Origin of the sequence: Bacillus sp. GbtcB10 (genome assembly GCF_019091365.1) — a bacterium.
In the GTDB taxonomy this organism is placed as follows: Bacteria; Bacillota; Bacilli; order Bacillales; family Bacillaceae; genus Bacillus; species Bacillus altitudinis.
This window is the reverse complement of record NZ_JAGXJP010000002.1, coordinates 289925-313665: the sequence shown is the minus strand read 5'-3', so window position 1 is coordinate 313665 and position 23741 is coordinate 289925. Positions and strand designations below refer to the sequence as shown.

Sequence of the window (23741 nt, the reverse complement as noted above, 5' to 3'; positions counted from 1 at the left end):
GCAAATGAGCCGCTATATCATCAAACGAATGTTATCCATCATTCCTGTATTTCTACTAGCCACACTGTTCACAACTGGCATGATTCATCTGTCACCAGTTGATCCAGCGGAGGCATATTTAGCAGCGGCTCATATTCAGCCTACTGATGAAGTATTAGCCCAAAAACGAAGTGAATTTGGTTTAGATGAACCTTTTTACATGCAGTACCTTCATACGATTGAAAAAGTCGTCCGTCTTGATTTTGGGCGGTCGTATATGACCAATCAGCCTGTGCTTGATGAGGTGATCTATCGAATACCTGCGACGATTCAATTGGCGTTCACTAGTCTGCTGATCGCAATTTGTGTCAGTATTCCACTGGGCTTTTTCAGCGGCTTGAGAAAAAACGGCGTTGTAGATCATATGAGCCGGTTGATTTCCTTCCTAGGAGCATCTATCCCGACCTTTGTTTTGGGGTATTTGCTCATCTTCTTTTTTTCAGTGAAACTCGATCTTTTACCTGTTGAAGGTGTTGGTACATGGGAACATCTTGTACTGCCATCCATTACACTGGCTGTGCCGTTAATTGCGATGTATACGAGATTATTGCGAGCGAGTGTGAGTGAGACGCTTCACGAGCCTTTTGTTCAATATGCGAGAATGAGAGGGTTAAAGGAACAATCGATTATGTTCAAACATGTCTTCAGAATGGCGATATCACCGATGCTGACAGGACTTGGCGTGAATCTTGGCAAGCTGCTCACAGGGACTATTATTGTAGAGGCTGTTTTTTCATGGCCTGGATTTGGACGATTTTTTATTGAAGCGATCTTTAACCGGGATCTGCCGGTCATTCAATTTTATGTGTTGATGGCGGCGTGTATCTTTATCTTAAGCAGTTTGATAGTGGATCTTCTTCAGCTGCTCATTGACCCCCGTATTTCTAGAAAGGAAGGCCGCCAGCCATGATGACAAAAGTAAAACACCTCTTCTATCATCAAAAGATGATCTCGATCTGTGTGGTGCTGCTCGGTCTCCTGCTCATTGTGACGATATGTGCACCATGGATCGCTCCGCATGACCCGGCGGCGGTTAATCTTGCAATGAAGCTAAAGGGTTCTTCATGGGGGTATCCTCTAGGCACCGACCAATTGGGAAGATGCAATTTATCTCGTATTCTATATGGTGCTCGTATTTCACTAGGATGTGCGTTGTTAATCTTTGTTTCCTCTCTATCTATCGGTTTAATCGTAGGGCTGATTTCTGGATATAAAGGCGGCTGGATCGATCACGTATTGATGAGATTGTGCGACGGGGTCATGGCATTTCCAAATTTGGTGCTGATCCTCGGATTAGTCGGTATTTTTGGACCAGGGCTTTCTCAAGTGGTGCTGGCTTTGATGCTTGTGCAGTGGGTGTATTACGCCCGCGTCTTTCGAGGGATGGTGCTTAGTTTAAAGGAACAAAACTTTATTGCAGCTGCGAAGATTAGTGGTACTTCCCATTGGAATATCATGAGAAAGCATATGATTCCGAATGTACTGCCGCCACTCGCAGTTGTGGGCACACTTGAAATGGGCTGGGCGATTATGGACATTTCCGCCATGTCTTTTCTAGGCTTAGGGGTTCAGCCCCCTACGCCTGAATGGGGAGCGATGATCCATGAAGGAAAATCTTATATTCAAACAAATCCTCAGCTGATGCTTTATCCGGGTCTTGTGATTATGGCTGTGGTCATTCTATTCAACTTACTGGGAGAAGCCCTTTCAGAGAAATATGGCATCAAACGTCGTGTGTAAAGGAATGAGTCAGATGGAAGAGTCTATTTTAAACATAGAGAACCTGCATGTGCATACGAAAACGCCGCAAGGAACCATTTCTCTCGTTCAGGAAATAGCATTTGAGGTAAAGCACGGTCAAATTGTTGGATTAATTGGTGAGAGCGGATGCGGAAAAACGGTGACAAGTATGTCGATCTTAAACATGCTTGATCGAAAAACAACGGAAGTGACTGGCAGTATCACTCTACAAGGTCGAGAATTGATCGGTTTGAGTGAACAGCATATGCGGTCTATTCGTGGCAAAGATCTCTCATATATCATGCAAAATCCAATGAATAGCTTTACGCCTGTATGGACGATTGGACATCAATTGATTGAAACAATCCGCCGGCATACAGCTGTCAGTAAAAGGCAGGCACGGGTCCAGGCAATTAAAGCCTTAGAGAAAATGAACCTGCCGCATCCAGATCAATTACTGAGTAAGTACCCTTTTGAATTAAGCGGGGGGATGCTCCAGCGTGTCATGATTGCTATGGCTGCCTGTATGCATCCGCCTCTGATCATCGCAGATGAACCGACAACCGCATTAGATGTACACAATCAGAAGCTGGTTCTTGAGCACTTGAATCAAATTCGTCATGAATACGGAACGGCGATTTTGCTCATTACCCACGATCTTAGTGTGATTGCGGAAATGGCAGACGAGGTTGTGGTGATGAAACAAGGAAAAATCGTTGAAAAGGCTGAAGTTCTTGAGCTTTTTGAACACCCGAAGCATGATTATACAAAGAAACTTTTAGCAGCTCGTCCATCCATGCCAGCTGTTTGCACGATTTGAGGTGAGAAGACCGTTGCATTTAATAGAAGTGAAAGCAGTGAGTCATTCATATGGCAACCGATCGTTTCTGATGAGGACAAAAGGGAGAGCCCCTGTCCTGAAAAACGTCCATTTGACCATTGAAGAAGGCACTTGTCTTGGGCTATTAGGTCAAAGTGGTGCAGGGAAAAGTACACTCGGCCGCATCATCCTTGGACTAGAGAAGCCGAGTAGCGGACAAGTTCTGTTTGAAGGTCAGGATATCATTCGTGCAGATCAGCGGACACATCAGCATTTCCGCCGACATGTACAAGCGGTATTTCAAGATTCATATTCAGCGGTGAATCCAAGGTGGACAGTGGAACAAATTCTATCTGAGCCGCTTGAAAACTATGAACCAATGAACCGTAAAAAACGTCAGCATATACTGATTCACTGGTTAGAAAGAGTAGGGCTCAGTGAGCAGGATTTGTCCAAGTACCCATACCAATTTAGCGGCGGCCAGCTACAGCGGATCAACATCGCCAGAGCACTGGTGCTTCAGCCAAAGCTCATTGTGCTGGATGAATCAGTCAGTAGCTTAGATATGGTTACGCAGGCAGTCATTTTAGATTTGTTAGTCGAATTAAAGAAAGAGCTGAAGCTTGCATACTTATTTATTACACATGATTTGACAGCGGCCTATCATTTAAGTGATCAATTAGCGATTCTTGATCAGGGTGAGCTTGTGGCTCAGTTTCAATCGAAGGATGATTTCTTTATATCAGAGCACGAAGCTGTGCTGAAAATGAAGGAGGCAACGCTCGCCAGCCACCCTTTGTCTCGAACGATTGGCAGGCCGGTTCGTTAACTTTTTCATTCCCTCAATGCCTCTTTTAAGAGAGGCTATTTTTCATGAAAGGCAGGTGGCATCGTGAACCATCGAGCATATTTAGCTTTGGCGATCCCTTTAACCATTTCAACGATGACCACGCCATTACTTGGAGCTGTCGATACAGCAGTTGTTGGACAGCTTGCCAATCCCGCTTATATAGGAGGCGTCGCAGTCGGCAGTCTCATTTTTAGTACATTGTACTGGCTGTTTGGTTTTCTGCGGGTAAGTACTTCTGCTTTTGCTGCCCAAGCAAACGGAGCGCAGAACGAGGAGCAGGGTGTTCTTGCTTTTCTAAGGCCTTTTTTGCTAGCTATTATCGTCGGACTTTGTTTTATTGCTCTTCAATGGCCCATTATTCAATCCGCATTATGGATCATCTCTCCTGCTGCTGATGTGCGCGAATATGCAGCGGACTATTTTCATATTCGGATCTGGGGAGCGCCATTTACCTTGATGAATTACGTCATACTCGGCTGGCTGATGGGGATGGCAAAAATGAAAGAAGCCCTTTCTTTACAAATTTTGATCAATGTCATGAATATGATCTTGGCATTGATCTTAGTTCATGCGTTTTCTTTTGCCGTCAAAGGTGTGGCAGCGGCGACATTGATCTCTGAACTCACTGCTTTTGTGTTAGGGGCCTGGATCATCTTGAAGCATACGTCAAACGGTTTTCGGATGCCGTCTATCCAGCAGGTGATGGACACACGTGCAGTAAAGAAAATGTTTCATGTGAATAAAGACTTGTTTATCCGAACGATCTGTCTGCTTGTCGTGATCAACATGTTTACAGCAAAGGGAGCGTCTTTCGGAACGGAGCAATTGGCGGCGAATGCCATTTTATTTCAAATTCACTACATCATGGCCTATTTGTTCGATGGATTTGCCAATGCATCCAGCATCCTTGTCGGTAGATCAGTAGGTGCGAACGACCGAGCGCTTTATGATAAAACATTAACCCTTTCGAGACAATGGGCAGTTGTGATGGCATGTGTCATTGCGGCAGGTTACTTTTTCTTTAAAGTACCAATTTTGAGCCTGTTTACAAATTTGCCTCAGCTTCTTGATGTGACACTGCAATATGCCGATTGGCTCGTTCTTTATCCGTTTGCTGCTTGCTTTGGCTTGGTGATTTACGGTGTATTCACAGGTGCGACAGAAATTGCTCCTGTGAGAAATTCAATGCTCTTTGCGATGATTTTGTTTGTGGCTGTTCAAGCGGCAGTCATTCCGATATGGCACAATCACGGACTATGGTTTGCCTTTATCATTTATACTTTAGGACGGTCTGGCTTTTTGATGATGTACAAATCAAAGCTGGATCAAAAGCTTTTCCTACATGAAAAACACCCTTTGCAATCATGAGAAAGGGTGTTGTTTGTCGTCCATTTATTCGCTTTCTTTTTTCACCTTTTGGTACGCTTCATCGAGATGCTGAATTCGCTTCAAGACAACAGCATTTTTCGTCAATTGGTCCTGCACAAGTGTAGAAACCACCGAACGATAATAAGCGTTCATGGCATGAATCTTGTCTTCATGTTGATTCATGGCAATGTGCTGTTTTAAGTTATCAATAAAGTATGGAACGGAAAAAAGTTCAGACATGGACATCACTCCTATTTCGTATATACGGTCCGTCAATCTTCATGTAAAATGATGAGAGGGAGGGGAGACAATGAGCCTTAAACTGCAACAAGAACTAGTATTAAAGCAGGTACTCACGCAAGAACTCAGGCAGGCGATTACGCTGCTGCAATTGAATTGTGCAGAGCTGGGTGAGTATCTTGATCAGTTAGCGCTTGAGAACCCTCTGATTGAGCGGAAAGACACGGACAGCTATCAACCAGTTTATCATAAAAGAACGCAAGATCGAATGACAGAGCCGTATCGTACGCATCAAAAAGAAAGCCTGCAAATGTATTTAAAGAGACAGGCCATTGATTTGAATTTAAGTGAAAAGAATCAAAGGATTTTTCACTTCATGATTGAGTCCATTGATTCCAATGGCTATTTAAATGAACCGGTTGACCAAATGGCCACTGTTTTACAGGCTTCGGCAGAAGAAGTAGAGGCCGTTCTTCATCAGCTTCAATCATTAGAGCCTGCCGGTATTGGCGCTAGATCATTGCAAGAATGTATCCTGCTCCAGCTTAGACGAAAAAAGGAACGTTGGTATGAAGCAGAGCTGATCATCGAAGGGCATTTCTTTCTTTTCGCAAGGAAGGCTTGGAAGGAAATCGCGGCAAAAACAGGTATACCTTTGAAAACCTTGCAGGCCATACAAGATGAGGTGTCGCTTCTCGAACCAAGACCAGGCCTTCATTTCTCTTATGAAGAAGAGGATGTGTATATAGAACCAGATGTGTTGATTACAGCTACGGGAGGTCACATCACATTCGAGCTGAACCAGCGTGCTTTTCCGGACATTGAAATGAATGAAGGGTATTTCGCCATGATTCAAGATCAAAAGCGGCATGAAGCATACACGTATTTAAAGGAAAAGCAGCAGCAGTACAATTGGCTTGTTCAAGCGCTGAAGCAGAGAAAACAAACGATGACAAATGTCGTTCGTGAGATTATCTTACAACAGACTGATTTTTTCCTGACAGGGAAGCATAAAATGAAACCGCTTACGATGAAGCGGATTGCAGATATATTACAAGTGCATGAGTCGACAGTGAGTCGAACAGTCAAAGGGAAAATGGTGCAGACCCCTTACGGATTAATGGAAATGAAACAGTTTTTCCAAGCGAAACTAGAAGGGCATTCGCTCGAAGAAGCATCCAGCTACACAGTGAAGACCCACATTGCGGAGCTGATTCAATCAGAAAATAAGAAAAAACCGTATTCGGATCAGCAAATCATGACGCATCTTCAGCAAACCTTTGGTATCCGCGTCTCTCGCAGAACCATTGCCAAATATCGTGAACAAATGAACCTTCCGTCTTCCACGCTGCGGAAGCGATATGATTAAAAAGAAGCACATGCCAGAAACAATGGCATGTGCTTCTTTTTTGATGAGTGGAAGAGTGATAGAAGATTTCTTGAGAATTGAAAAAAGGGAAGACGTGTGATCTGAATTTTGGGGTAAAGTATAAGATAGGGCATGAGCCGATAGGGTAGACAACAGTGATGAGGTGAGACCAATTGAAATATAAACAAATCAAAACGAAAAAAATATATGAAGAAATTGCGGACGCATTAGTCGAATCCATTCGAACGGGGGAGCTTCTTCCGGGCGAAAAATTAGACTCGGTTCAAGCACTTTCTGAAAACTTTCAAGTCAGCCGTTCCGCTGTGAGAGAGGCGCTGTCCGCTCTGAAAGCGATCGGATTAATAGAGATGAAGCAAGGAGAAGGCACATATGTGAAGCAGTTCGATCCTGAGCAGCTCACATTTTGTTTATCTCCTGCTTTTTTGATGAAGCAGCAGGATATCGTGCAGCTTCTTGAAGTGAGATCAATCATTGAATCAGGTGCTGTCAAAAAGGCAGCATTGCTGCGGACAGACGATGACCTCCATCGACTGCAGGAGGCACTAGAACAAATGAAGCGTGCAGAAGCGCATAAAGAAATTGGTGAAGAGGCAGACCTCACATTTCATCTTGCCATCGCTAAAGCCTCAAAGAATCATTTACTAGCGGCGTTAATGAATCAGGTCTCAACCTTGTTAATGGAAACGATGCGAGAAACAAGAAAAATCGTGTTATTTTCAAGAAAAGCGTCCATACGTCAGCTTTACAAAGACCATGAACGTATTTATCAAGCTATCATGGACAAACAGCCAGAAGAAGCAGAGCGGGCGATGCTCACACATTTGGAAAAAGTAGAACAACTTCTTGGTGATGTGCTGCAAGAACAGGAAGGAAAGCCAGATATACAATAAGCTGTGCCGAAAAGCGGCACAGCTCAGCGTGTAGACAAACCCTCGCATTCTTTGTCAGTCCTGCGCGCTGGTACTCACGGATGTCAAATTCGCTCCGTGCCAGTGCTCGTCCTTCCTAGACTGCAAAGGTTTTCTATCACGCTGAAAAGAAGACAAAGGGCTAAAATAAAGTTCATTTTAGCCCTTTGTCAACAATCTAAGCTGTGCCGCATAACGGCACAGCTCTATTATTGAAGAGAAATATGCAGCTTTTTCATTCGATATTGCAGACTTTGCCTGCTCATGCCCAATATCTTTGCAGTCTGTGAAATATTGTCGTCCATTTTATTTAAGTAATGGACGATGTATTGTTTTTCAAATCGATCCATTTGGGTTTGGAAGTCAGTTGTATGATCTGAGCTCGTGTAGACAAACGTATCAGCTGCAGCTGCTAGATTAAGCGGACTCATCTGCATGTGTTCACTAGGACGTCCTTCTCCTTGCTTGAAACGGAAATGGTAAGGAAGGTGATGCATGCTTAAGTATGTTTCGTCCATCATCATATTCATCCCAGCTTCAATCACATGCTCCAGTTCTCTTACATTGCCCGGCCAATGATACGTTTGGAACAGGGCAAGTACCTCTTCATCAGCCGCCTTCACATTCATTTGAAACAGTTCATTATATTTTTGAATAAAATGCATGACAAATGTGGGGATGTCTTCTTTTCGCTCAGAGAGTGGCGGGATAAACAAGGTGACAATGCCAAGCCGGTAAAATAAATCCTTTCGCATCCGTCCACCTGCGATCGCATCTACAGGGTCCTCATTCATATTAGCAATCACTCTCACATCAATGGCGATTTCCTTTGTACTGCCTAACCTTCTTACACGTTTCTCTTGCAAGACGCGCAATAGTTTTGCTTGAAGAGCTGGGTGTAATGAGTTGATCTCATCTAAAAGCAGTGTACCTCCTTGTGCTTGTTCGAATAGACCCGGCTGATCTGTTGCCCCTGTAAAAGCCCCTTTTTGTGTTCCAAAAAGCAGACTTTCAATCAGGTTATCAGGCAGTGCTGCACAATTCTGCGTAATAAATGGTCCAGATGAACGGCTGCTGCCATTATGAATGCTTTGTGCAAATAGTTCTTTCCCCGTCCCTGTCTCACCAACAATCAGCACATAAGAAGAGGTACGTGTGGCTCGTTTCGCATGTTCAATCACTTCTAAAAAGGCAGGACTCTCCCCAATGATTGAATCAAATGTAAAGCGTGTGTTTCCTTTTTTCTTCATATTGTGATGAATGAGCCGTTCCAGTTTCGTGACATCATTCGAAATTTCAACTGCCCCTTGAATCAAACCGTCTCGAACGAGCGGGTATGTATGGTTAATCGTTGTGATTTCTTTTCCATTGTAGTTGTGATACGTCTGCTTTGCATGAACCGTCTGTTTCCCGGTTCGCAGCGCTTGGACAAGTGTACTGTGCATCTCATCCTGAAACACAAAGAGGTCTAAGACATTTTTATAAAGGACATCAGAACGTTTTAAAGATTCGATCTCCATCATTTTTTTGTTATAAACAATGGTATTGCCATTTTCGTCAATGGCGTGAACCCCAACATCAATTAAATCGAGCATTTGTTTATATAGATCAATCTCATTTTCGAGCTTTGCGGTATGCTGATCTTTTTTCACTTGCGCCACCTCCAGACATTACCTCTATTTTACATGAAAAATTTTGCGGTTTCCTCTAAAAAAATTTGCATATGCAAAATATTTTTGCGGTAAAGATGAGCACAATCCTAGACACAGAGCGATCACTAAGTTGGCATGATCCTTGCATAACATAAGAGTGAAGATGAACCCAATCAAAAGAGGCAAGCTTATAGAAGGAGGAATACACGATGACACAGACAAAAGCATTGATTCATCAAACAGAACAATACGGTGCGGCGAATTATCATCCGTTGCCAATTGTGATTTCAGAGGCTGAGGGAGTGTGGGTGACTGATCCTGAAGGCAACCGCTACATGGATATGCTCAGTGCATATTCTGCAGTGAACCAAGGACATCGCCATCCCCGCATTATTGAAGCGCTTAAAACACAAGCTGACCGCGTGACACTCACATCAAGGGCCTTCCATAATGATCAGCTTGGCCCATGGTATGAGAAGATCTGCAAATTAACGAATAAAGAGATGGCATTGCCGATGAATACGGGTGCCGAGGCTGTGGAAACGGCGATAAAGGCAGCGAGACGATGGGGCTATGATGTCAAGGGAATCGAAGAGAATCGAGCAGAAATCATTGCATGTACCGGGAATTTTCATGGTCGTACAATGACGGCTGTGTCACTTTCTTCGGAAGCAGAATATCAAAGAGGTTTCGGTCCGATGCTCCCAGGCATAAAGCTCATCCCTTATGGAGATATTGAGGCGTTACGCGAAGCAATCACTCCGCAAACAGCAGCTTTTCTCTTTGAACCGATTCAAGGAGAAGCGGGCATTGTCATGCCGCCTGAGGGCTTTATAAAAGAGGCAAAAGCGATCTGTGAGAAGGAACATGTGTTATTGATCGCAGATGAAATTCAAGTGGGATTAGCGCGGACCGGCAAGATGTTTGCATGCGACTGGGAAGACATTGAGCCGGATATGCTGATTCTTGGTAAAGCACTTGGCGGTGGGGTATTCCCGATCTCATGTGTTGTAGCAAACCGTGATATTTTAGGTGTATTTAATCCAGGGTCTCACGGGTCTACCTTCGGCGGGAATCCTCTTGCGTGCGCAGTATCACTTGCTGCATTAGATGTTTTAATCGACGAGAAGCTTGCCGAGCGCTCATTGGAGCTTGGGGAATATTTCAAAGACAAACTATCACGCATTCAAAGTCCTGTCATTAAGGAAGTACGCGGGCGTGGACTATTTATTGGGATGGAACTGACTGAGGCAGCTAGACCTTATTGTGAGAAACTCAAGCAAGCGGGGCTGTTATGCAAAGAAACCCATGAGACAGTAATTCGATTTGCACCGCCGCTTACCATTTCAAAAGAAGACTTGGATTGGGCAATTGCTCATATCCAAGCGTTATTTCAAGCATAAATGATCAAGGGAGAAGCCTTATAATTCTCCCTTTCTCTTTCAATGAACGGCGAATTTTGTCAAAGGTTGATGAATAGAAGAGTGAAAGTGGGGAAGCGGATTTGAAGCCAGAACAGCATAATGAACTAGAGCGTTCCATGAAAAGCAGACATCTCTTTATGATTGCCTTAGGTGGGGTCATCGGAACAGGCCTTTTCCTTGGATCAGGACTCATTATTCATCAGGCAGGCCCAGGGGGAGCCATTCTTTCGTTTATCATTGGCGGGTTGCTCATGTATTTGGTCATGCTCTGTCTTGGTGAATTAGCAGTGGCGATGCCGACAGCCGGTTCCTTTCAAGAGTATGCAACCAAATATATAGGTCCGTCCACAGGCTTTATGATCGGCTGGCTTTATTGGTTTAGCTGGGCATGTACAATTGGACTGGAGTTTACGTCAGCAGGCATTTTGCTCCAAAGGTGGTTCCCAGATATCCCTGTTTGGCTTTGGTGTCTTGCATTTAGCGTGATTTTATTTGCCGTGAATGCCATCTCAGCTCGTAGCTTCGCTGAAACAGAGTTTTGGTTTTCAGCCATCAAGGTTGCTGCGATCTTATTGTTTATTATCATTGGAATTGGCGCAATTTTCGGAATGATTCACTTGAAAGGTGGGGAACCAGCCCCTCTATTTCGTCATTTGACGGATCATGGTGGACTTTTTCCTAATGGTGTTTTTGCGATTTTATTAACCATGGTCACAGTCAATTTCTCCTTTCAAGGAACAGAGCTTGTAGGGATTGCAGCAGGGGAGAGTGAAAGTCCAGAAAAAACACTCCCGCGCTCTATTCGGAATATTATTTGGCGGACGATGGTCTTTTTTGTTTTATCGATTGCGGTTCTTGCAGCACTTCTTCCATGGCAGACCGCCGGCGCAGTGGATAGTCCGTTTGTTGTGGTGTTGGACAAGGTGGGCATACCATACGCTGCAGATATCATGAATTTTATTATCATTACAGCCGTTTTATCTGTAGCGAACTCTGGATTATATGCATCATCACGTATGCTTTGGGCGCTTTCAAAAGACGGGAAAGGACCTGTTTTCACGAAAAAATTATCCAAGCGTAAAATCCCGATCAATGCCTTATTGGTGACAATGGGTGTATCCGCTCTATCACTGCTCACGAGTGTTGTAGCACCAAAAACGGTATATGTCTGGCTCATATCCATTTCGGGTATGGTGCTTGTCGTGGTTTGGATGTCGATTTGTTTATCCCAATACTTCTTTAGGAGGCAATTCATAAAAGAGGGCGGAGATGTAAAGAATCTTGTCTTCCGAACGCCTTTTTATCCATTTGTGCCATTAGCAGGCTTTATCGCATTTGGCATTGTTCTTATCAGTTTATTCTTTATTGAGGATCAGCGGATTGGTCTTTATTGCGGAGTTCCATTTATGGCCGCCTGCTACATCATTTACTACCTCAAGATTAAACCGAAGGAAGATGCGAAACGATTTAATGAAGAGAAAGAAACGATACCGAAAACATAAGCAGGCGGCTTTTGACCGCCTGCACCTTTTCAAAGACAAATGCATTCAATATAGAAGAAAATAAATAGTTTTAAAAAAATAAAATGGCGGAAAGCTAGATGACAAGCAGGTTATCGGTCAAAATGTGTCTATTTTTTGTCTAAATGTGTTTGTAAGAGTTGAAAATGCAAGATTATCCTGTTAAAATAATTAAAGAAAGCAGGGATTGATTTTTTTTGGCTGTGGCGGGACGTTTTTTGTCACAGTGGGACGTTTTTAGTCCAACGTGAAAAGAAAGGGTCGTTAGCCATGAATCGTTTATTGGAAGCTCAAAAAAAATTATTACCAGATCTTCTCACAGTTATGCAAAAGCGCTACGACATTTTGCAGTACATCAGATTAGCTGAACCAATTGGTCGCAGAAGTCTTGCGACAAGTCTTGGTCTGAGTGAACGTATCTTAAGAGCTGAGGTTCAGTTCTTAAAGGAACAAAATCTGCTTGATGTCAAAACGAGCGGTATGATGCTGACGACTGAAGGTCATGCTTTGCTTGAAATGCTTGAAGGAATGATGAAGGACGTTTTAGGTTTAACCTTTTTGGAAAATACATTAAAGAGGAAATTAGGCCTGGAAGAAGTCATCATTGTTTCTGGTGACAGCGATGAATCCCCGTGGGTGAAGCAAGAAATGGGAAGAGCTGCTGTCCAGTGTATGAAAAAAAGGTTTACTGGAAATAATATCGTCGCCGTCACTGGCGGAACGACGATGGAAGCTGTTGCCGAAATGATGACCCCTGATGCCAAAAACAGAGACATGATGTTTGTCCCTGCGAGAGGCGGTCTTGGGGAGAATGTAAAAAATCAGGCAAACACCATTTGTGCCCACATGGCTGAAAAAGCTTCCGGTACTTACAAACTGCTGTTTGTTCCAGGACAGCTGTCAGAAGGTGCTTACTCTTCCATTATTGAAGAGCCGTCCGTCAAAGAAGTGCTTCAAACAATTAAATCATCCACGATGCTCATTCATGGAATCGGTGAAGCAAAAACAATGGCGATGAGACGAAACACACCCGCTGAAGATTTAAAAAAGATTGATGAGCATGACGCAGTGACAGAGGCTTTTGGCTATTACTTTAATCGTGATGGCGAGGTCGTCCACAAAGTGCACTCCGTCGGCATGCAGCTAGATGATTTAGAAAGCATTCCACACATCATTGCTGTTGCAGGTGGATCATCAAAGGCAGGGGCCATTGAAGCTTATTTCAAAAAACCCCGCCGAACGGTTCTCGTCACAGACGAAGGAGCCGCAAAAGAGTTATTAAGGGAGTCAATTGATCCCTCAATATAAAACATTGTGACCTATAAAAGGAGGAAACATCATGGCAGTAAAAGTCGGTATTAACGGATTTGGACGTATTGGACGTAACGTATTTCGTGCAGCATTAAACAATCCTGAAGTTGAGGTAGTAGCGGTTAACGATCTAACAGACGCTAACATGCTTGCACACCTTTTACAATATGACTCTGTTCACGGAAAACTAGATGCAGAGGTTTCTGTAGACGGTACGAACTTAGTAGTGAACGGTAAAACAATCGAAGTATCAGCTGAGCGTGACCCTGCGAAATTAAGCTGGGGTAAACAAGGCGTAGAAATCGTTGTTGAATCTACTGGATTCTTCACAAAACGTGCAGACGCTGCTAAACACTTAGAAGCTGGCGCTAAAAAAGTCATCATCTCTGCTCCTGCTAACGAAGAAGATATCACAATCGTTATGGGTGTAAACGAAGACAAATACGATGCAGCTAGCCACGATGTCATCTCTAATGCATCTTGTACAACAAACTGCTTAGCTCCATTTGCAAAAGTACTTAACGATAAATTTGGTATCAAACGCGGTATGATGACAACTGTTCACTCATACACAAATGACCAACAAATTCTTGATCTTCCGCACAAAGACTACCGTCGTGCTCGTGCAGCTGCGGAAAACATCATCCCAACTTCTACAGGTGCTGCGAAAGCTGTTTCACTTGTATTGCCTGAACTTAAAGGTAAATTAAACGGTGGCGCTATGCGTGTTCCAACACCTAACGTTTCTTTAGTTGATCTTGTTGCTGAATTAAATCAAGATGTGACAGCTGAAGACGTAAATGCAGCACTTAAAGAAGCAGCTGAAGGAGAACTTAAAGGAATCCTTGGCTACAGCGAAGAGCCATTAGTATCTGGTGACTACAATGGTAATGCAAACTCTTCAACAATCGATGCTCTTTCTACAATGGTAATGGAAGGCAGCATGGTGAAAGTCATTTCTTGGTACGATAACGAGAGTGGATATTCTCACCGCGTTGTTGACCTTGCAGCTTACATTGCAAAACAAGGTCTTTAATTTCTCACACTGAAGGAACTCACTTGGTTCTTTCCTAGAGACACGATATAATGAAGACGGACAAGGGAAGGGGAAGCATCCCTTTCCCTTTTTCTCTGTATTTATCCGTTCTGCACGATTTCTCGTTTTGATGAGGGCAAAATGGGAAAAGGATAAAGAGAGACTTGTCCAATGCGTAAGGAAACCAGAATAAAGGAGGATCTCCTGACGAGCATGAATAAGAAATCAGTAAAAGACATTGACGTAAAAGGTAAAGTTGTGTTCTGCCGCGTAGATTTTAACGTTCCAATGAAGGACGGAAAAGTGACGGATGATACTCGTATTCGCGCAGCATTACCAACGATTGAGTATTTAACAGGACAAGGCGCAAAGGTACTACTAGCTAGTCATTTGGGTCGTCCGAAAGGTCAAGTTACTGAAGAACTGCGTCTGACACCTGTAGCAAAACGTCTGCAAGAGCTTCTTGGACAAGAAGTGAAAAAAGCAGATGAAGCTTACGGCGACAACGTGAAAAAGCAAATCTCCGACTTAAAAGAAGGAGATGTGCTAGTGCTTGAAAACGTTCGTTTCTATCCTGGTGAGGAAAAGAACGATCCTGAATTATCAAAAGCGTTTGCTGATTTAGCCGATGTGTATGTCAATGATGCGTTTGGTGCTGCACACCGTGCACATGCATCCACAGCTGGTATTGCAGCGTATCTTCCGGCTGTTTCAGGCTTCCTCATGCAAAAAGAGCTTGAGGTTCTAGGAAAAGCCATTTCAAACCCTGATCGCCCATTTACAGCGATTATCGGTGGCGCAAAAGTAAAGGATAAAATCGGTGTAATTGAAAGTCTTCTTGATAAAGTGGACAACCTGATCATCGGCGGCGGACTTGCTTATACATTTGTCAAAGCACTTGGCCACGAAGTAGGGAAATCTCTATTAGAAGAAGACAAAGTAGATTTAGCGAAATCCTTTATGGACCGTGCAAAAGAAAAAGGCGTGAACTTCCTGATTCCAACAGATGTTCTGGTAGCCGACGACTTTTCAAATGATGCGAATACAAGCATTGTGCCAATCTCTGAAATTCCAAGTGATCTAGAAGCACTTGATATTGGAACAGAGACAAGAGAGAAGTATGCTGATGTCATTAAAAACAGCAAACTTGTTGTCTGGAACGGACCAATGGGTGTATTTGAAATCGATGCATTCGCTAAAGGAACAAAAGCAATCGCAGAAGCACTGGCAGAAGCAAAAGATACATATTCTGTCATTGGCGGTGGAGATTCAGCAGCAGCTGTTGAGAAATTTGGTCTTGCCGATCAGATGAGCCATATTTCTACAGGCGGCGGCGCTTCACTTGAATTTATGGAAGGCAAAGAACTTCCAGGTGTGACTGCATTAAACGATAAATAAGACCAAAACTGCTATAAGGAAGTGTCAATCATGAGAAAACCAATTATAGCTGGGAACTGGAAGATGAACAAAACACTTGGTGAAGCTGTAAGCTTCGTTGAAGAAGTCAAGTCATCTATTCCATCTCCTGACAAAGTGGAATCTATTGTCTGTGCACCAGCCCTTTTCCTTGAAAAGCTGAACAGCCTTTCTAACGGAACAGACCTTAAAATTGGTGCGCAAAACATGCACTTTGAAGAAAATGGTGCATTCACTGGTGAAATCAGCCCTGCTGCGCTTAAAGATCTTGGCATCGGCTACTCAGTGATCGGTCATTCAGAGCGCCGCGAATTCTTCGCTGAAACAGATGAAACAGTGAACAAAAAAGCACATGCTGCATTCAAGTATGGCATCGTTCCAATCATCTGTGTAGGTGAAACGCTTGAAGAGCGTGAAGCAGGCAAAACAAACGAACTTGTCGCTGATCAAGTGAAAAAAGCACTAGCTGGTTTAACGAAGCAACAAGTCGCTGAATCTGTCATTGCCTATGAGCCAATCTGGGCGATCGGTACAGGTAAATCTTCTACAGCGAAAGATGCAAACGATGTTTGTGCGCACATTCGCCAAACGGTTGCAAGCGAATTTGGTCAAGAAGCGGCAGACAGCCTTCGCATTCAATATGGCGGAAGCGTGAAACCTGCGAATATTAAAGAATATATGGCAGAATCCGATATTGACGGTGCTTTGGTAGGCGGCGCAAGCTTAGAACCTCAGTCTTTCGTTCAATTATTGGAGGAAGGTCAATATGAGTAAGAAACCAGCTGCATTAATCATCTTAGATGGATTCGGTTTAAGAGGCGAAACAGTCGGTAACGCTGTTGCCCAAGCAAAGAAACCGAACTTCGACCGCTACTGGAACGAATTCCCGCATCAAACCTTAACGGCTTCAGGTGAGGCAGTGGGCCTCCCAGAAGGTCAAATGGGGAACTCTGAAGTTGGGCATTTGAACATCGGTGCAGGACGCATCGTGTACCAAAGCTTAACAAGAGTGAATGTTGCCATTCGTGATGGGGAATTTGAGAAAAACGAAACGTTCCTAGATGCAATGACTTATGCAAAAGAAAATGACAAGGCCCTTCATCTATTCGGTCTCTTGTCAGACGGCGGTGTGCATAGCCACATCCAGCATCTTTTTGCCTTGCTGAAACTAGCGAAAAAAGAAGGCTTAACAAAAGTATACATTCACGGCTTCTTAGACGGACGCGATGTTGGTCAGAAGACAGCGAAAGTGTACTTAAAACAGCTTGAAGAACAAATCAAAGAAATCGGTGTCGGAGAAGTCGCAACACTTTCTGGACGCTATTACTCAATGGACCGTGACAAGCGCTGGGATCGTGTGGAGAAAGCATATCGCGCGATGGCGTATGGTGAAGGCCCAAGTTATCAAAACATCTATGATGTCGTTGATGACTCCTATGAAAATGGAATCTACGATGAGTTCGTTATTCCATCTGTCATTACGAGAGAAAATGGTGAGCCGGTTGCAAAAGTAAACGACGGCGACTCTGTGATTTTCTATAACTTCCGTCCAGACCGTGCGATTCAAATTTCAAACACATTCACAAATGAAGATTTCCGCTCGTTTGACCGCGGGGAAGCACATCCGAAGGATTTACACTTCGTCTGCTTCACACACTTCAGTGAAACGGTAGATGGCTATGTGGCTTTCAAACCAGTGAATTTGGATAACACAGTAGGAGAAGTACTTTCTCAAAATGGATTGAAGCAGCTGCGGATTGCTGAAACAGAGAAATATCCTCACGTGACGTTCTTTATGAGCGGTGGACGTGAAGAAGAATTTCCTGGAGAAGACCGCATCTTAATCAATTCACCAGATGTCGCAACCTATGACCTCAAGCCAGAAATGAGCGCTTATGAGGTAAAGGATGCACTTGTTGCAGACATCAATGCTGATAAGCATGATGCGATCATTCTGAACTTTGCTAACCCAGATATGGTGGGGCATTCAGGTATGCTTGAGCCAACAATCAAAGCCATTGAAGCAGTAGATGAGTGCTTAGGAGCTGTAGTCGACGCAATCCTTGCAAAAGGCGGACACGCCATCATCACGGCAGACCACGGTAACGCAGACGTGCTCATTACCGAAGAAGGAAAGCCGCATACTGCACATACAACGAATCCTGTGCCAGTCATCGTAACGAAAAAAGGTGCGACGCTTAGAGAAGGCGGCATTTTAGCTGATCTATCTCCAACGCTTTTAGACTTACTTGGACTTGAAAAACCAAAAGAGATGACAGGAACATCATTGATTCAGAAATAACAAATTGATTCAAAAGGAGAGAAATAACGATGCCATACATTGTTGACGTATATGCACGCGAAGTATTAGACTCTCGCGGTAACCCAACAGTTGAAGTAGAAGTTTACACAGAATCTGGCGGCTTTGGCCGTGCACTAGTACCAAGTGGTGCTTCTACTGGTGAATATGAAGCAGTAGAACTACGTGACGGAGACAAAGACCGTTACCTTGGAAAAGGTGTTTTGACAGCTGTAAACAACGTAAACGAAATCATTGCACCAGAGCTTTTAGGCTTTGATGTCACTGAACAAGTAGCAATTGACAAAATGTTAATCGAACTTGACGGAACAGAAAACAAAGGGAAATTAGGTGCAAACGCAATCCTTGGCGTATCTATCGCTGTAGCACGTGCGGCTGCTGATTTCTTACAAATTCCACTTTATCAATACCTTGGTGGATTCAACTCCAAAACGCTTCCAGTGCCGATGATGAACATCGTCAACGGTGGAGAGCATGCGGATAACAACGTAGACATTCAAGAATTCATGATTATGCCTGTAGGTGCTCCAAACTTCCGTGAAGCACTTCGCATGGGCGCTCAAATCTTCCATAGCCTGAAATCTGTATTAAGCGCAAAAGGCTTAAACACAGCTGTAGGTGACGAAGGTGGATTCGCTCCAAACCTTGGTTCTAACGAAGAAGCACTTCAAACAATCGTAGAAGCGATTGAAAAAGCTGGTTTCAAACCAGGTGAAGAAGTGAAACTTGCGATGGATGCTGCATCTTCTGAGTTCTATAACAAAGAAGACGGTAAATATCATTTATCAGGCGAAGGTGTTGTGAAAACATCTGCTGAAATGGTTGACTGGTATGAAGATATGGTATCGAAATACCCAATCATCTCAATCGAAGACGGCCTTGATGAAAACGACTGGGAAGGTCACAAACTATTAACTGAGCGTCTTGGCAGCAAGGTTCAGCTAGTAGGAGACGACTTGTTCGTAACAAATACGAAGAAGCTTTCTGAAGGAATCAAAAACGGCGTTGGTAACTCAATCCTCATCAAAGTAAACCAAATCGGTACATTAACTGAAACATTTGATGCAATCGAAATGGCGAAACGTGCAGGCTATACAGCTGTTATCTCTCACCGTTCTGGTGAAACAGAAGACAGCACAATTGCAGACATTGCAGTTGCAACTAACGCTGGACAAATCAAAACAGGTGCTCCATCTCGTACGGACCGTGTGGCGAAATACAACCAATTACTTCGCATCGAAGATCAATTGGCTGAAACAGCTCAATACCACGGCATTGCTACATTCTACAACTTGAATAAGTAATGTAAAGCAACGCGCTGCGTGCGCTCTTTTGAAAAGAGCGTATCGCAGCGCTTTTTTTATGTTGAAATAAAGACGCAAAGCTGGCTCAAGCGAATAGGCTCTGCTTCCTTTGTCATATCCTATTTTTGTAAAAAATCATCCTTCAGTCAGAGGTGAAACGATGAGCTTGACGATTTATAAGCAATAAATCATGAAAACTCTTCTAAAAATATGATCTGAATTGAACTTATGCTATTTGCATGGGGGTGGTATCATTTTACATATATTAGGGGGTGATGAGATGCTGAATCCTTTTAGCCTTCGTTTTCCAGTAGGCGTGTACATGTATGTCCTTCACCTACTGGCGGCATATGATGAAAGGAAGCAACGAATTCTAACTTCTAAGAACGTACAGAAAAATGCATTTTGGATTTATGTCCTTGCCGCTATCTTAGGCATTGTGACAGCTGCAGCTTTGATTTGGGCATGCAAAACATTTGGAAAAGGCTCGAAATTTTTAGGAGAGTTCAAGTTTTTAGGCCTGTATATTAAAATCAAATGCGGCTTCTAACAAATGGTGAGAACAGATGCGAGGTCATCTGTTCTATCTGAAATAAATGGAGGGACATGATGCTGACATTACACTTAACAGAAAAAACGTATAGCCGCACCTTTTCTCTCCGCGATATTCAGTTAAATGTAGAGAAAGGACGTATGCTTCTGCTTTTGGGACATAATGGGGCAGGAAAAACCACGATGATTCAGTCTATGTTTGGCCTGACACCATTTACGGGTGTTGTCTCTTTAGATGGTAAACAGCTGAATTTTCAATCCTCAGCACATATCTCCTTCTTGAAAGAACATGTTTCCTATATTCCTGATGATCATGCTTTGTTTGATTATTTAACGCCGAGAGAATATTTTCATTTACTCCAGCTTCCAGACAAACGAAATGGACCTCGAGAAGAGGCCTTCGTCGATCTGTTTGAGCTGAGACCTTATATGGATCAGCCAATTGCCCAGCTGTCTCATGGCAATCAAAAGAAAACCCAAATCATTTCACAGCTCCTTAGGTCTTGTGATTATTATGTATTCGACGAGCCTACAAATGGACTTGATCCAGATATGATGATCATCTTAAAAAAGGTGCTCATGAAGCTGAGAAATCAAGGTGCAGGCATTCTCATTTCTACCCATCATTTGGGCTTTGGTGAGACATTGTATGACCACCTTATGATCTTAAGAAACGGTGATATCAAGCTGGATATGTCACGTCAAGAAACAAACAAAACATTCCCTCATCAAGCACTTGAGGATATTTATAAAGAAGTGAATCAAGATTACTATATGCAGGTGGAGAGGTTGCTCAATGACTTGGACACGACACGTTCTTCATAAAATAGAATGGGGCATGCTCACAACGAAAATCAAGCAGCTCGGCAAAAAATATCCTTTGCAGCTTCTCGCCGCAGCCGTTTTTTTATTGCTGATCTACGCCATATACGTTGTCATGAGCCTGCGTTTTTTTATGCAAGTAGGGGAGAGCGAACCAGTTGCTTTATACCTTCAATTTGTGAAAATGACCCTGCTGCTTTTGGGAGCAGGTATTGTCTTTTCCCGTCATAAAATGAAGCGTCAAGAGTATCAGTTCTTCTTTTTGAATAGTGCGATGCAAAGTGTCTCATTTGTCCTTTGTGTGTATTTCTTTCCAGTGCTGTTTTGTTTCATCATGCTTGGTCTGCTTTTTTTACCCATCCTATTAGGGCTGATCATTAGCGGCGTTACACTATCTTTGTATTGGATCATTGTGGTGGGGATCACTTGCTGTGGATTGGCGCTGTATACTCTTGCTTCTTGGATGCTGATACGCATTGGTGTGAGCCATTTTATATCAAAAACAAAAGAGCATTTACTGCTGCAAACGATTGGATTTGTGACGCTCGGTGCTTTCTTGTTTCTCCTTTTTCAAAAAGCGGTTGAGATGATTCACGTATGGCCGTCTATCTATCTTGTATTTCTGATGATCTTTCTATGTGCAGGGTGGTTTTGGCTGAAAGGGTTGGCGGCTTGTTATGTCAATCGGATGTTTTTGCAGCTAAAGGTAGAGGTGAAGTCGTTTTCTTACCAAAAAATTAGATCGGATTCTTCATTTTTCACACATCTGCGGCAGGAGCTTGTTTATTTTAGCCGATCAGCTGTGTTTAAAGAACAAGGTATTTTGTTCCTGTTTCTTGTCTGTTTCACGATAGGTCTCCCATTCATCTTTACTCCGGCAGAGACTGGCTGGCTGTATGCTTTTATTGTGCAGTTTGCCTTAAAGGAGATCCTTATTATGCTTCCCCTGATGATTGGCAGGGAATATCATCTCCATCAGCGAGCCATTTTTATGTTAAATACATCAAAGGGTGCCTATTTATTATCAAGAATTTTATTTTATTACACAATGAATATATTGATTTATTTTGTCTATATCGGGCTTGCTTATTTCATGATTGGGGTTGAAAGTGAAGGGCACGGTTTGGCAAGTTTGTCCATTTTATTGATCACTGTCATGGCGGCATGTGTCGGGTTTGTCGTGAAGATTAGTGATTTTAATAAACTGTTTGTGATCGTGATGATGATTGCTGTGTTCAGTATGTTGGATATGCTTTTAGTCCAGTGGCTTTCAGCAAATATCCAGCTGCTCTCAACTGCCTATATGGCTTGTTCAGCCGCATTCTTCATCTTCATATATGCTGCCATGCTAAAGAGGCCGATTGTGCGATGATGACGCTTTTATTTTGCTTAATAGCCGTTGTGCTCATTCATGAACTCGGTCATATCCTGATGGTGATGGTGTGCAACAAAATCGAAAAAAGACCCACCTTTGATTATGTGGTGATGATCGATTGGAAGCACGTGTCGATTGTCCATGAGAAATTTTCACGGCCGGGTTTTAATATGATGGTCGCACTTGCAGGTCCTGTGTTTCCAGTGATCTGCTCGGGTGTGCTTTTCTTCATGTGGTGGCATCCATTGACGCATCCATTGCTGCTTTTTTCTTTATTAAATACAGTGATGCTGCATCCAGCTTGCCCAGACGGGAAAAATATCATCGCCAGTTTAAAAGAGATGAAAGGAGAGAACTAAATGGTTAAAGTATTTCATTCGTTTTCTAGCGGCTTAACGCTTGCGATGCTTTATGTGTTTGCTGTGTTTATGACACCAGTATTTTTAATGCTGCTAGAGATTCATCATGTTGAATCAAGTCCAACTCTATTTGGTATGCCATTTTATATCATGAAAATTGAACAGTATCAATTCAGCTCAGAGGCAACGCTCTTTGGGTGCGTGGTCTGTTTTTTAGCGGGTGCCGCTCTCTACTTCTTGATTCAATATGTGATTCATGCAGTGAAAAAGAGCAGAACATAAAAAAAAGCAGGCTGAATGAAGTCAGTCTGCTTGAAGAACGAGTGACAACCGCACCATATCCATACACTGAATACCGTTCTCATAAATCGGTTCATCATAGTGCTTCAGAAAGAAATCGTGATCGATAGACGCCATGCGAAAACCGCATTTTTGATAAAGGGCGAGCTGCTGAATACTAGAGTTGCCTGTGCCAATTTCAATTGTATGAAAGCCAGCTGCCTTGGCTTCTGAAATAGCATGGCGGATCAGCTGCTTCCCAATTCCTCTACCTTGCCATGACTCTTTCACGGCGACATTCATGATTTCCACTGTCTGCTGAGACAGAGGCGTCAGAACATACACACCAATCATGTCCTGTTTATGAAAAGCAACATAACAAGAACCAGATTGTACATAGGCAATGACTTTTTCAGTTGAAGGGTCAGCTAATAGTAAAAGATCCATAGGAACAGATTGATCATGAGACAATGGCCGAATCTGTATCAAATCATTTCATCCTCTCTATTCTTTGATATACCCTTGTTTAACACCCCAATCATATTGATCCTGCACCCATTGAGAAGGAGGATGATGGGTGACATTTGGGTCTTTCTTAACAGTTGCTTTCCTAGTCGTTTGTGCTGCCTGCTTATTCGCTTGAGCCGTTGCTTTCGCTGATGCCAGTTCTTTTTGAAGCTGGTCTATTTTTAACTCAAGCGCTTTACGCTGTTTGATTTCTTTTTGATGCGCCTTCTTTTCTTTCTTCAGCTTGTTTGTGACGGTGGACAATTCCTTTTTTTGACCATCGATTTCATCTTTCATATCCGTGCCTTCTGACTTTAACTGTGCCAGCTGCTTATCGTTCGTTCTGGTTTCTTGCTGGTGTTTTTTCTCTGCCGCGGTGAGCGACTGCTGCTGCCACACAATCCAGCCAGTTGCACCTAGGATGATCACAGACAGGACAATGATCGTGATGTTTTTTTTCATGTTCTATTCCCCTTTCGTTAAACCTCTATTATCATCGGTTAAAACAA

Annotated in this window: 24 protein-coding genes; 20 read left to right on the top strand and 4 right to left on the bottom strand. The window is 43.2% G+C overall.

Going from position 1 to position 23741, the window contains the following annotated elements; all coding sequences use genetic code 11:
• The first annotated feature begins 4 nt into the window (after nucleotides 1–4).
• The 5 genes from nikB (at nucleotide 5) to KVT11_RS07020 (ending at nucleotide 4817) form a co-directional block, all read left to right on the top strand.
• Nucleotides 5–949, top strand: a complete 945-nt coding sequence (gene nikB, locus KVT11_RS07040) for a nickel ABC transporter permease subunit NikB (RefSeq protein ID WP_052321037.1) — start codon at nucleotides 5–7, stop codon at nucleotides 947–949.
• Nucleotides 946–1779, top strand: coding sequence for a nickel ABC transporter permease subunit NikC (gene nikC, locus KVT11_RS07035; RefSeq protein ID WP_008347734.1), 834 nt, complete (start codon nucleotides 946–948; stop codon nucleotides 1777–1779). The genes nikB and nikC overlap by 4 nt, the downstream gene beginning before the upstream one ends.
• A 13-nt stretch (nucleotides 1780–1792) precedes the next feature.
• Nucleotides 1793–2599 carry a nickel import ATP-binding protein NikD gene (gene nikD / locus KVT11_RS07030; RefSeq protein ID WP_008347731.1) on the top strand — a complete coding sequence of 269 codons (807 nt, stop codon included), beginning with the start codon at nucleotides 1793–1795 and terminating at the stop codon, nucleotides 2597–2599.
• A 13-nt stretch (nucleotides 2600–2612) separates the two neighbouring features.
• Nucleotides 2613–3428, top strand: coding sequence for an ABC transporter ATP-binding protein (locus tag KVT11_RS07025; protein ID WP_008347729.1), 816 nt, complete (start codon nucleotides 2613–2615; stop codon nucleotides 3426–3428).
• A 63-nt stretch (nucleotides 3429–3491) separates the two neighbouring features.
• Nucleotides 3492–4817 (top strand): MATE family efflux transporter, encoded by a 1326-nt coding sequence (locus KVT11_RS07020; protein ID WP_156061066.1) that lies wholly within the window; start codon nucleotides 3492–3494, stop codon nucleotides 4815–4817.
• Between the two features lie 24 nt (nucleotides 4818–4841).
• On the opposite strand, the gene yvfG is transcribed toward KVT11_RS07020, so the two are convergent.
• On the bottom strand, nucleotides 4842–5057 hold the full coding sequence (yvfG, locus tag KVT11_RS07015; RefSeq protein WP_017359206.1) for a protein YvfG: 216 nt from the start codon (nucleotides 5055–5057) through the stop codon (nucleotides 4842–4844).
• A 70-nt stretch (nucleotides 5058–5127) separates the two neighbouring features.
• Here yvfG and rpoN point away from each other — a divergent pair, with 70 nt between their 5' ends.
• Complete coding sequence (gene rpoN / locus KVT11_RS07010; protein ID WP_210552210.1) at nucleotides 5128–6426, top strand: RNA polymerase factor sigma-54; 1299 nt, start codon at nucleotides 5128–5130, stop codon at nucleotides 6424–6426.
• 173 nt (nucleotides 6427–6599) lie between these two features.
• The gene (locus tag KVT11_RS07005) at nucleotides 6600–7337 is read left to right on the top strand and encodes a FadR/GntR family transcriptional regulator (protein ID WP_048001975.1); all 738 of its coding nucleotides are present in this window, start codon (nucleotides 6600–6602) and stop codon (nucleotides 7335–7337) included.
• A gap of 227 nt (nucleotides 7338–7564) precedes the next feature.
• Here the strand turns inward: KVT11_RS07005 and KVT11_RS07000 are convergent, their stop codons facing one another.
• A complete protein-coding gene (locus KVT11_RS07000; RefSeq protein ID WP_099496760.1) occupies nucleotides 7565–9007 on the bottom strand; it encodes a sigma-54 interaction domain-containing protein in 1443 nt (480 codons plus the stop codon).
• A 209-nt stretch (nucleotides 9008–9216) separates the two neighbouring features.
• On the opposite strand from KVT11_RS07000, the gene KVT11_RS06995 reads away from it, so the two are divergent.
• The 13 genes from KVT11_RS06995 (at nucleotide 9217) to KVT11_RS06935 (ending at nucleotide 22728) form a co-directional block, all read left to right on the top strand.
• The gene (locus KVT11_RS06995) at nucleotides 9217–10410 is read left to right on the top strand and encodes an ornithine--oxo-acid transaminase (protein WP_210552209.1); all 1194 of its coding nucleotides are present in this window, start codon (nucleotides 9217–9219) and stop codon (nucleotides 10408–10410) included.
• Nucleotides 10411–10547: 137 nt separating this feature from the next.
• On the top strand, nucleotides 10548–11933 hold the full coding sequence (locus tag KVT11_RS06990) for an amino acid permease (protein ID WP_051626179.1): 1386 nt from the start codon (nucleotides 10548–10550) through the stop codon (nucleotides 11931–11933).
• A gap of 288 nt (nucleotides 11934–12221) precedes the next feature.
• Complete coding sequence (locus tag KVT11_RS06985; protein ID WP_008347711.1) at nucleotides 12222–13259, top strand: sugar-binding transcriptional regulator; 1038 nt, start codon at nucleotides 12222–12224, stop codon at nucleotides 13257–13259.
• A gap of 31 nt (nucleotides 13260–13290) precedes the next feature.
• Nucleotides 13291–14298, top strand: coding sequence for a type I glyceraldehyde-3-phosphate dehydrogenase (gene gap, locus KVT11_RS06980; RefSeq protein ID WP_007500174.1), 1008 nt, complete (start codon nucleotides 13291–13293; stop codon nucleotides 14296–14298).
• A 213-nt stretch (nucleotides 14299–14511) separates the two neighbouring features.
• Entirely contained in the window at nucleotides 14512–15696 is a 1185-nt protein-coding gene (locus tag KVT11_RS06975) for a phosphoglycerate kinase (RefSeq protein WP_017359212.1), read from the top strand.
• Nucleotides 15697–15726: 30 nt separating this feature from the next.
• Entirely contained in the window at nucleotides 15727–16488 is a 762-nt protein-coding gene (tpiA, locus tag KVT11_RS06970) for a triose-phosphate isomerase (RefSeq protein ID WP_048001978.1), read from the top strand.
• On the top strand, nucleotides 16481–18016 hold the full coding sequence (gene gpmI, locus KVT11_RS06965; RefSeq protein ID WP_017359214.1) for a 2,3-bisphosphoglycerate-independent phosphoglycerate mutase: 1536 nt from the start codon (nucleotides 16481–16483) through the stop codon (nucleotides 18014–18016). Before tpiA ends, gpmI begins: the two co-directional genes overlap by 8 nt.
• 29 nt (nucleotides 18017–18045) lie before the next feature.
• Complete coding sequence (gene eno / locus KVT11_RS06960; RefSeq protein WP_003212752.1) at nucleotides 18046–19338, top strand: phosphopyruvate hydratase; 1293 nt, start codon at nucleotides 18046–18048, stop codon at nucleotides 19336–19338.
• A gap of 280 nt (nucleotides 19339–19618) precedes the next feature.
• Nucleotides 19619–19888, top strand: coding sequence for a hypothetical protein (locus tag KVT11_RS06955; protein WP_008347702.1), 270 nt, complete (start codon nucleotides 19619–19621; stop codon nucleotides 19886–19888).
• 59 nt (nucleotides 19889–19947) lie between these two features.
• Nucleotides 19948–20715, top strand: coding sequence for an ATP-binding cassette domain-containing protein (locus KVT11_RS06950; protein WP_008347699.1), 768 nt, complete (start codon nucleotides 19948–19950; stop codon nucleotides 20713–20715).
• Nucleotides 20687–22084: a hypothetical protein gene (locus KVT11_RS06945; RefSeq protein WP_116306231.1), complete on the top strand. Its 1398-nt coding sequence runs from the start codon at nucleotides 20687–20689 to the stop codon at nucleotides 22082–22084. The genes KVT11_RS06950 and KVT11_RS06945 overlap by 29 nt, the downstream gene beginning before the upstream one ends.
• Complete coding sequence (locus tag KVT11_RS06940; RefSeq protein ID WP_116306229.1) at nucleotides 22081–22446, top strand: hypothetical protein; 366 nt, start codon at nucleotides 22081–22083, stop codon at nucleotides 22444–22446. Before KVT11_RS06945 ends, KVT11_RS06940 begins: the two co-directional genes overlap by 4 nt.
• Nucleotides 22447–22728, top strand: coding sequence for a hypothetical protein (locus tag KVT11_RS06935; RefSeq protein ID WP_116306227.1), 282 nt, complete (start codon nucleotides 22447–22449; stop codon nucleotides 22726–22728).
• A 21-nt stretch (nucleotides 22729–22749) separates the two neighbouring features.
• Here the strand turns inward: KVT11_RS06935 and KVT11_RS06930 are convergent, their stop codons facing one another.
• Together KVT11_RS06930 and KVT11_RS06925 are read right to left on the bottom strand one after the other, a co-directional pair.
• Nucleotides 22750–23214 (bottom strand): GNAT family N-acetyltransferase, encoded by a 465-nt coding sequence (locus tag KVT11_RS06930; RefSeq protein ID WP_035389418.1) that lies wholly within the window; start codon nucleotides 23212–23214, stop codon nucleotides 22750–22752.
• A 15-nt stretch (nucleotides 23215–23229) separates the two neighbouring features.
• On the bottom strand, nucleotides 23230–23694 hold the full coding sequence (locus KVT11_RS06925; protein WP_116306225.1) for a hypothetical protein: 465 nt from the start codon (nucleotides 23692–23694) through the stop codon (nucleotides 23230–23232).
• Between the last annotated feature and the right edge of the window lie 47 nt (nucleotides 23695–23741).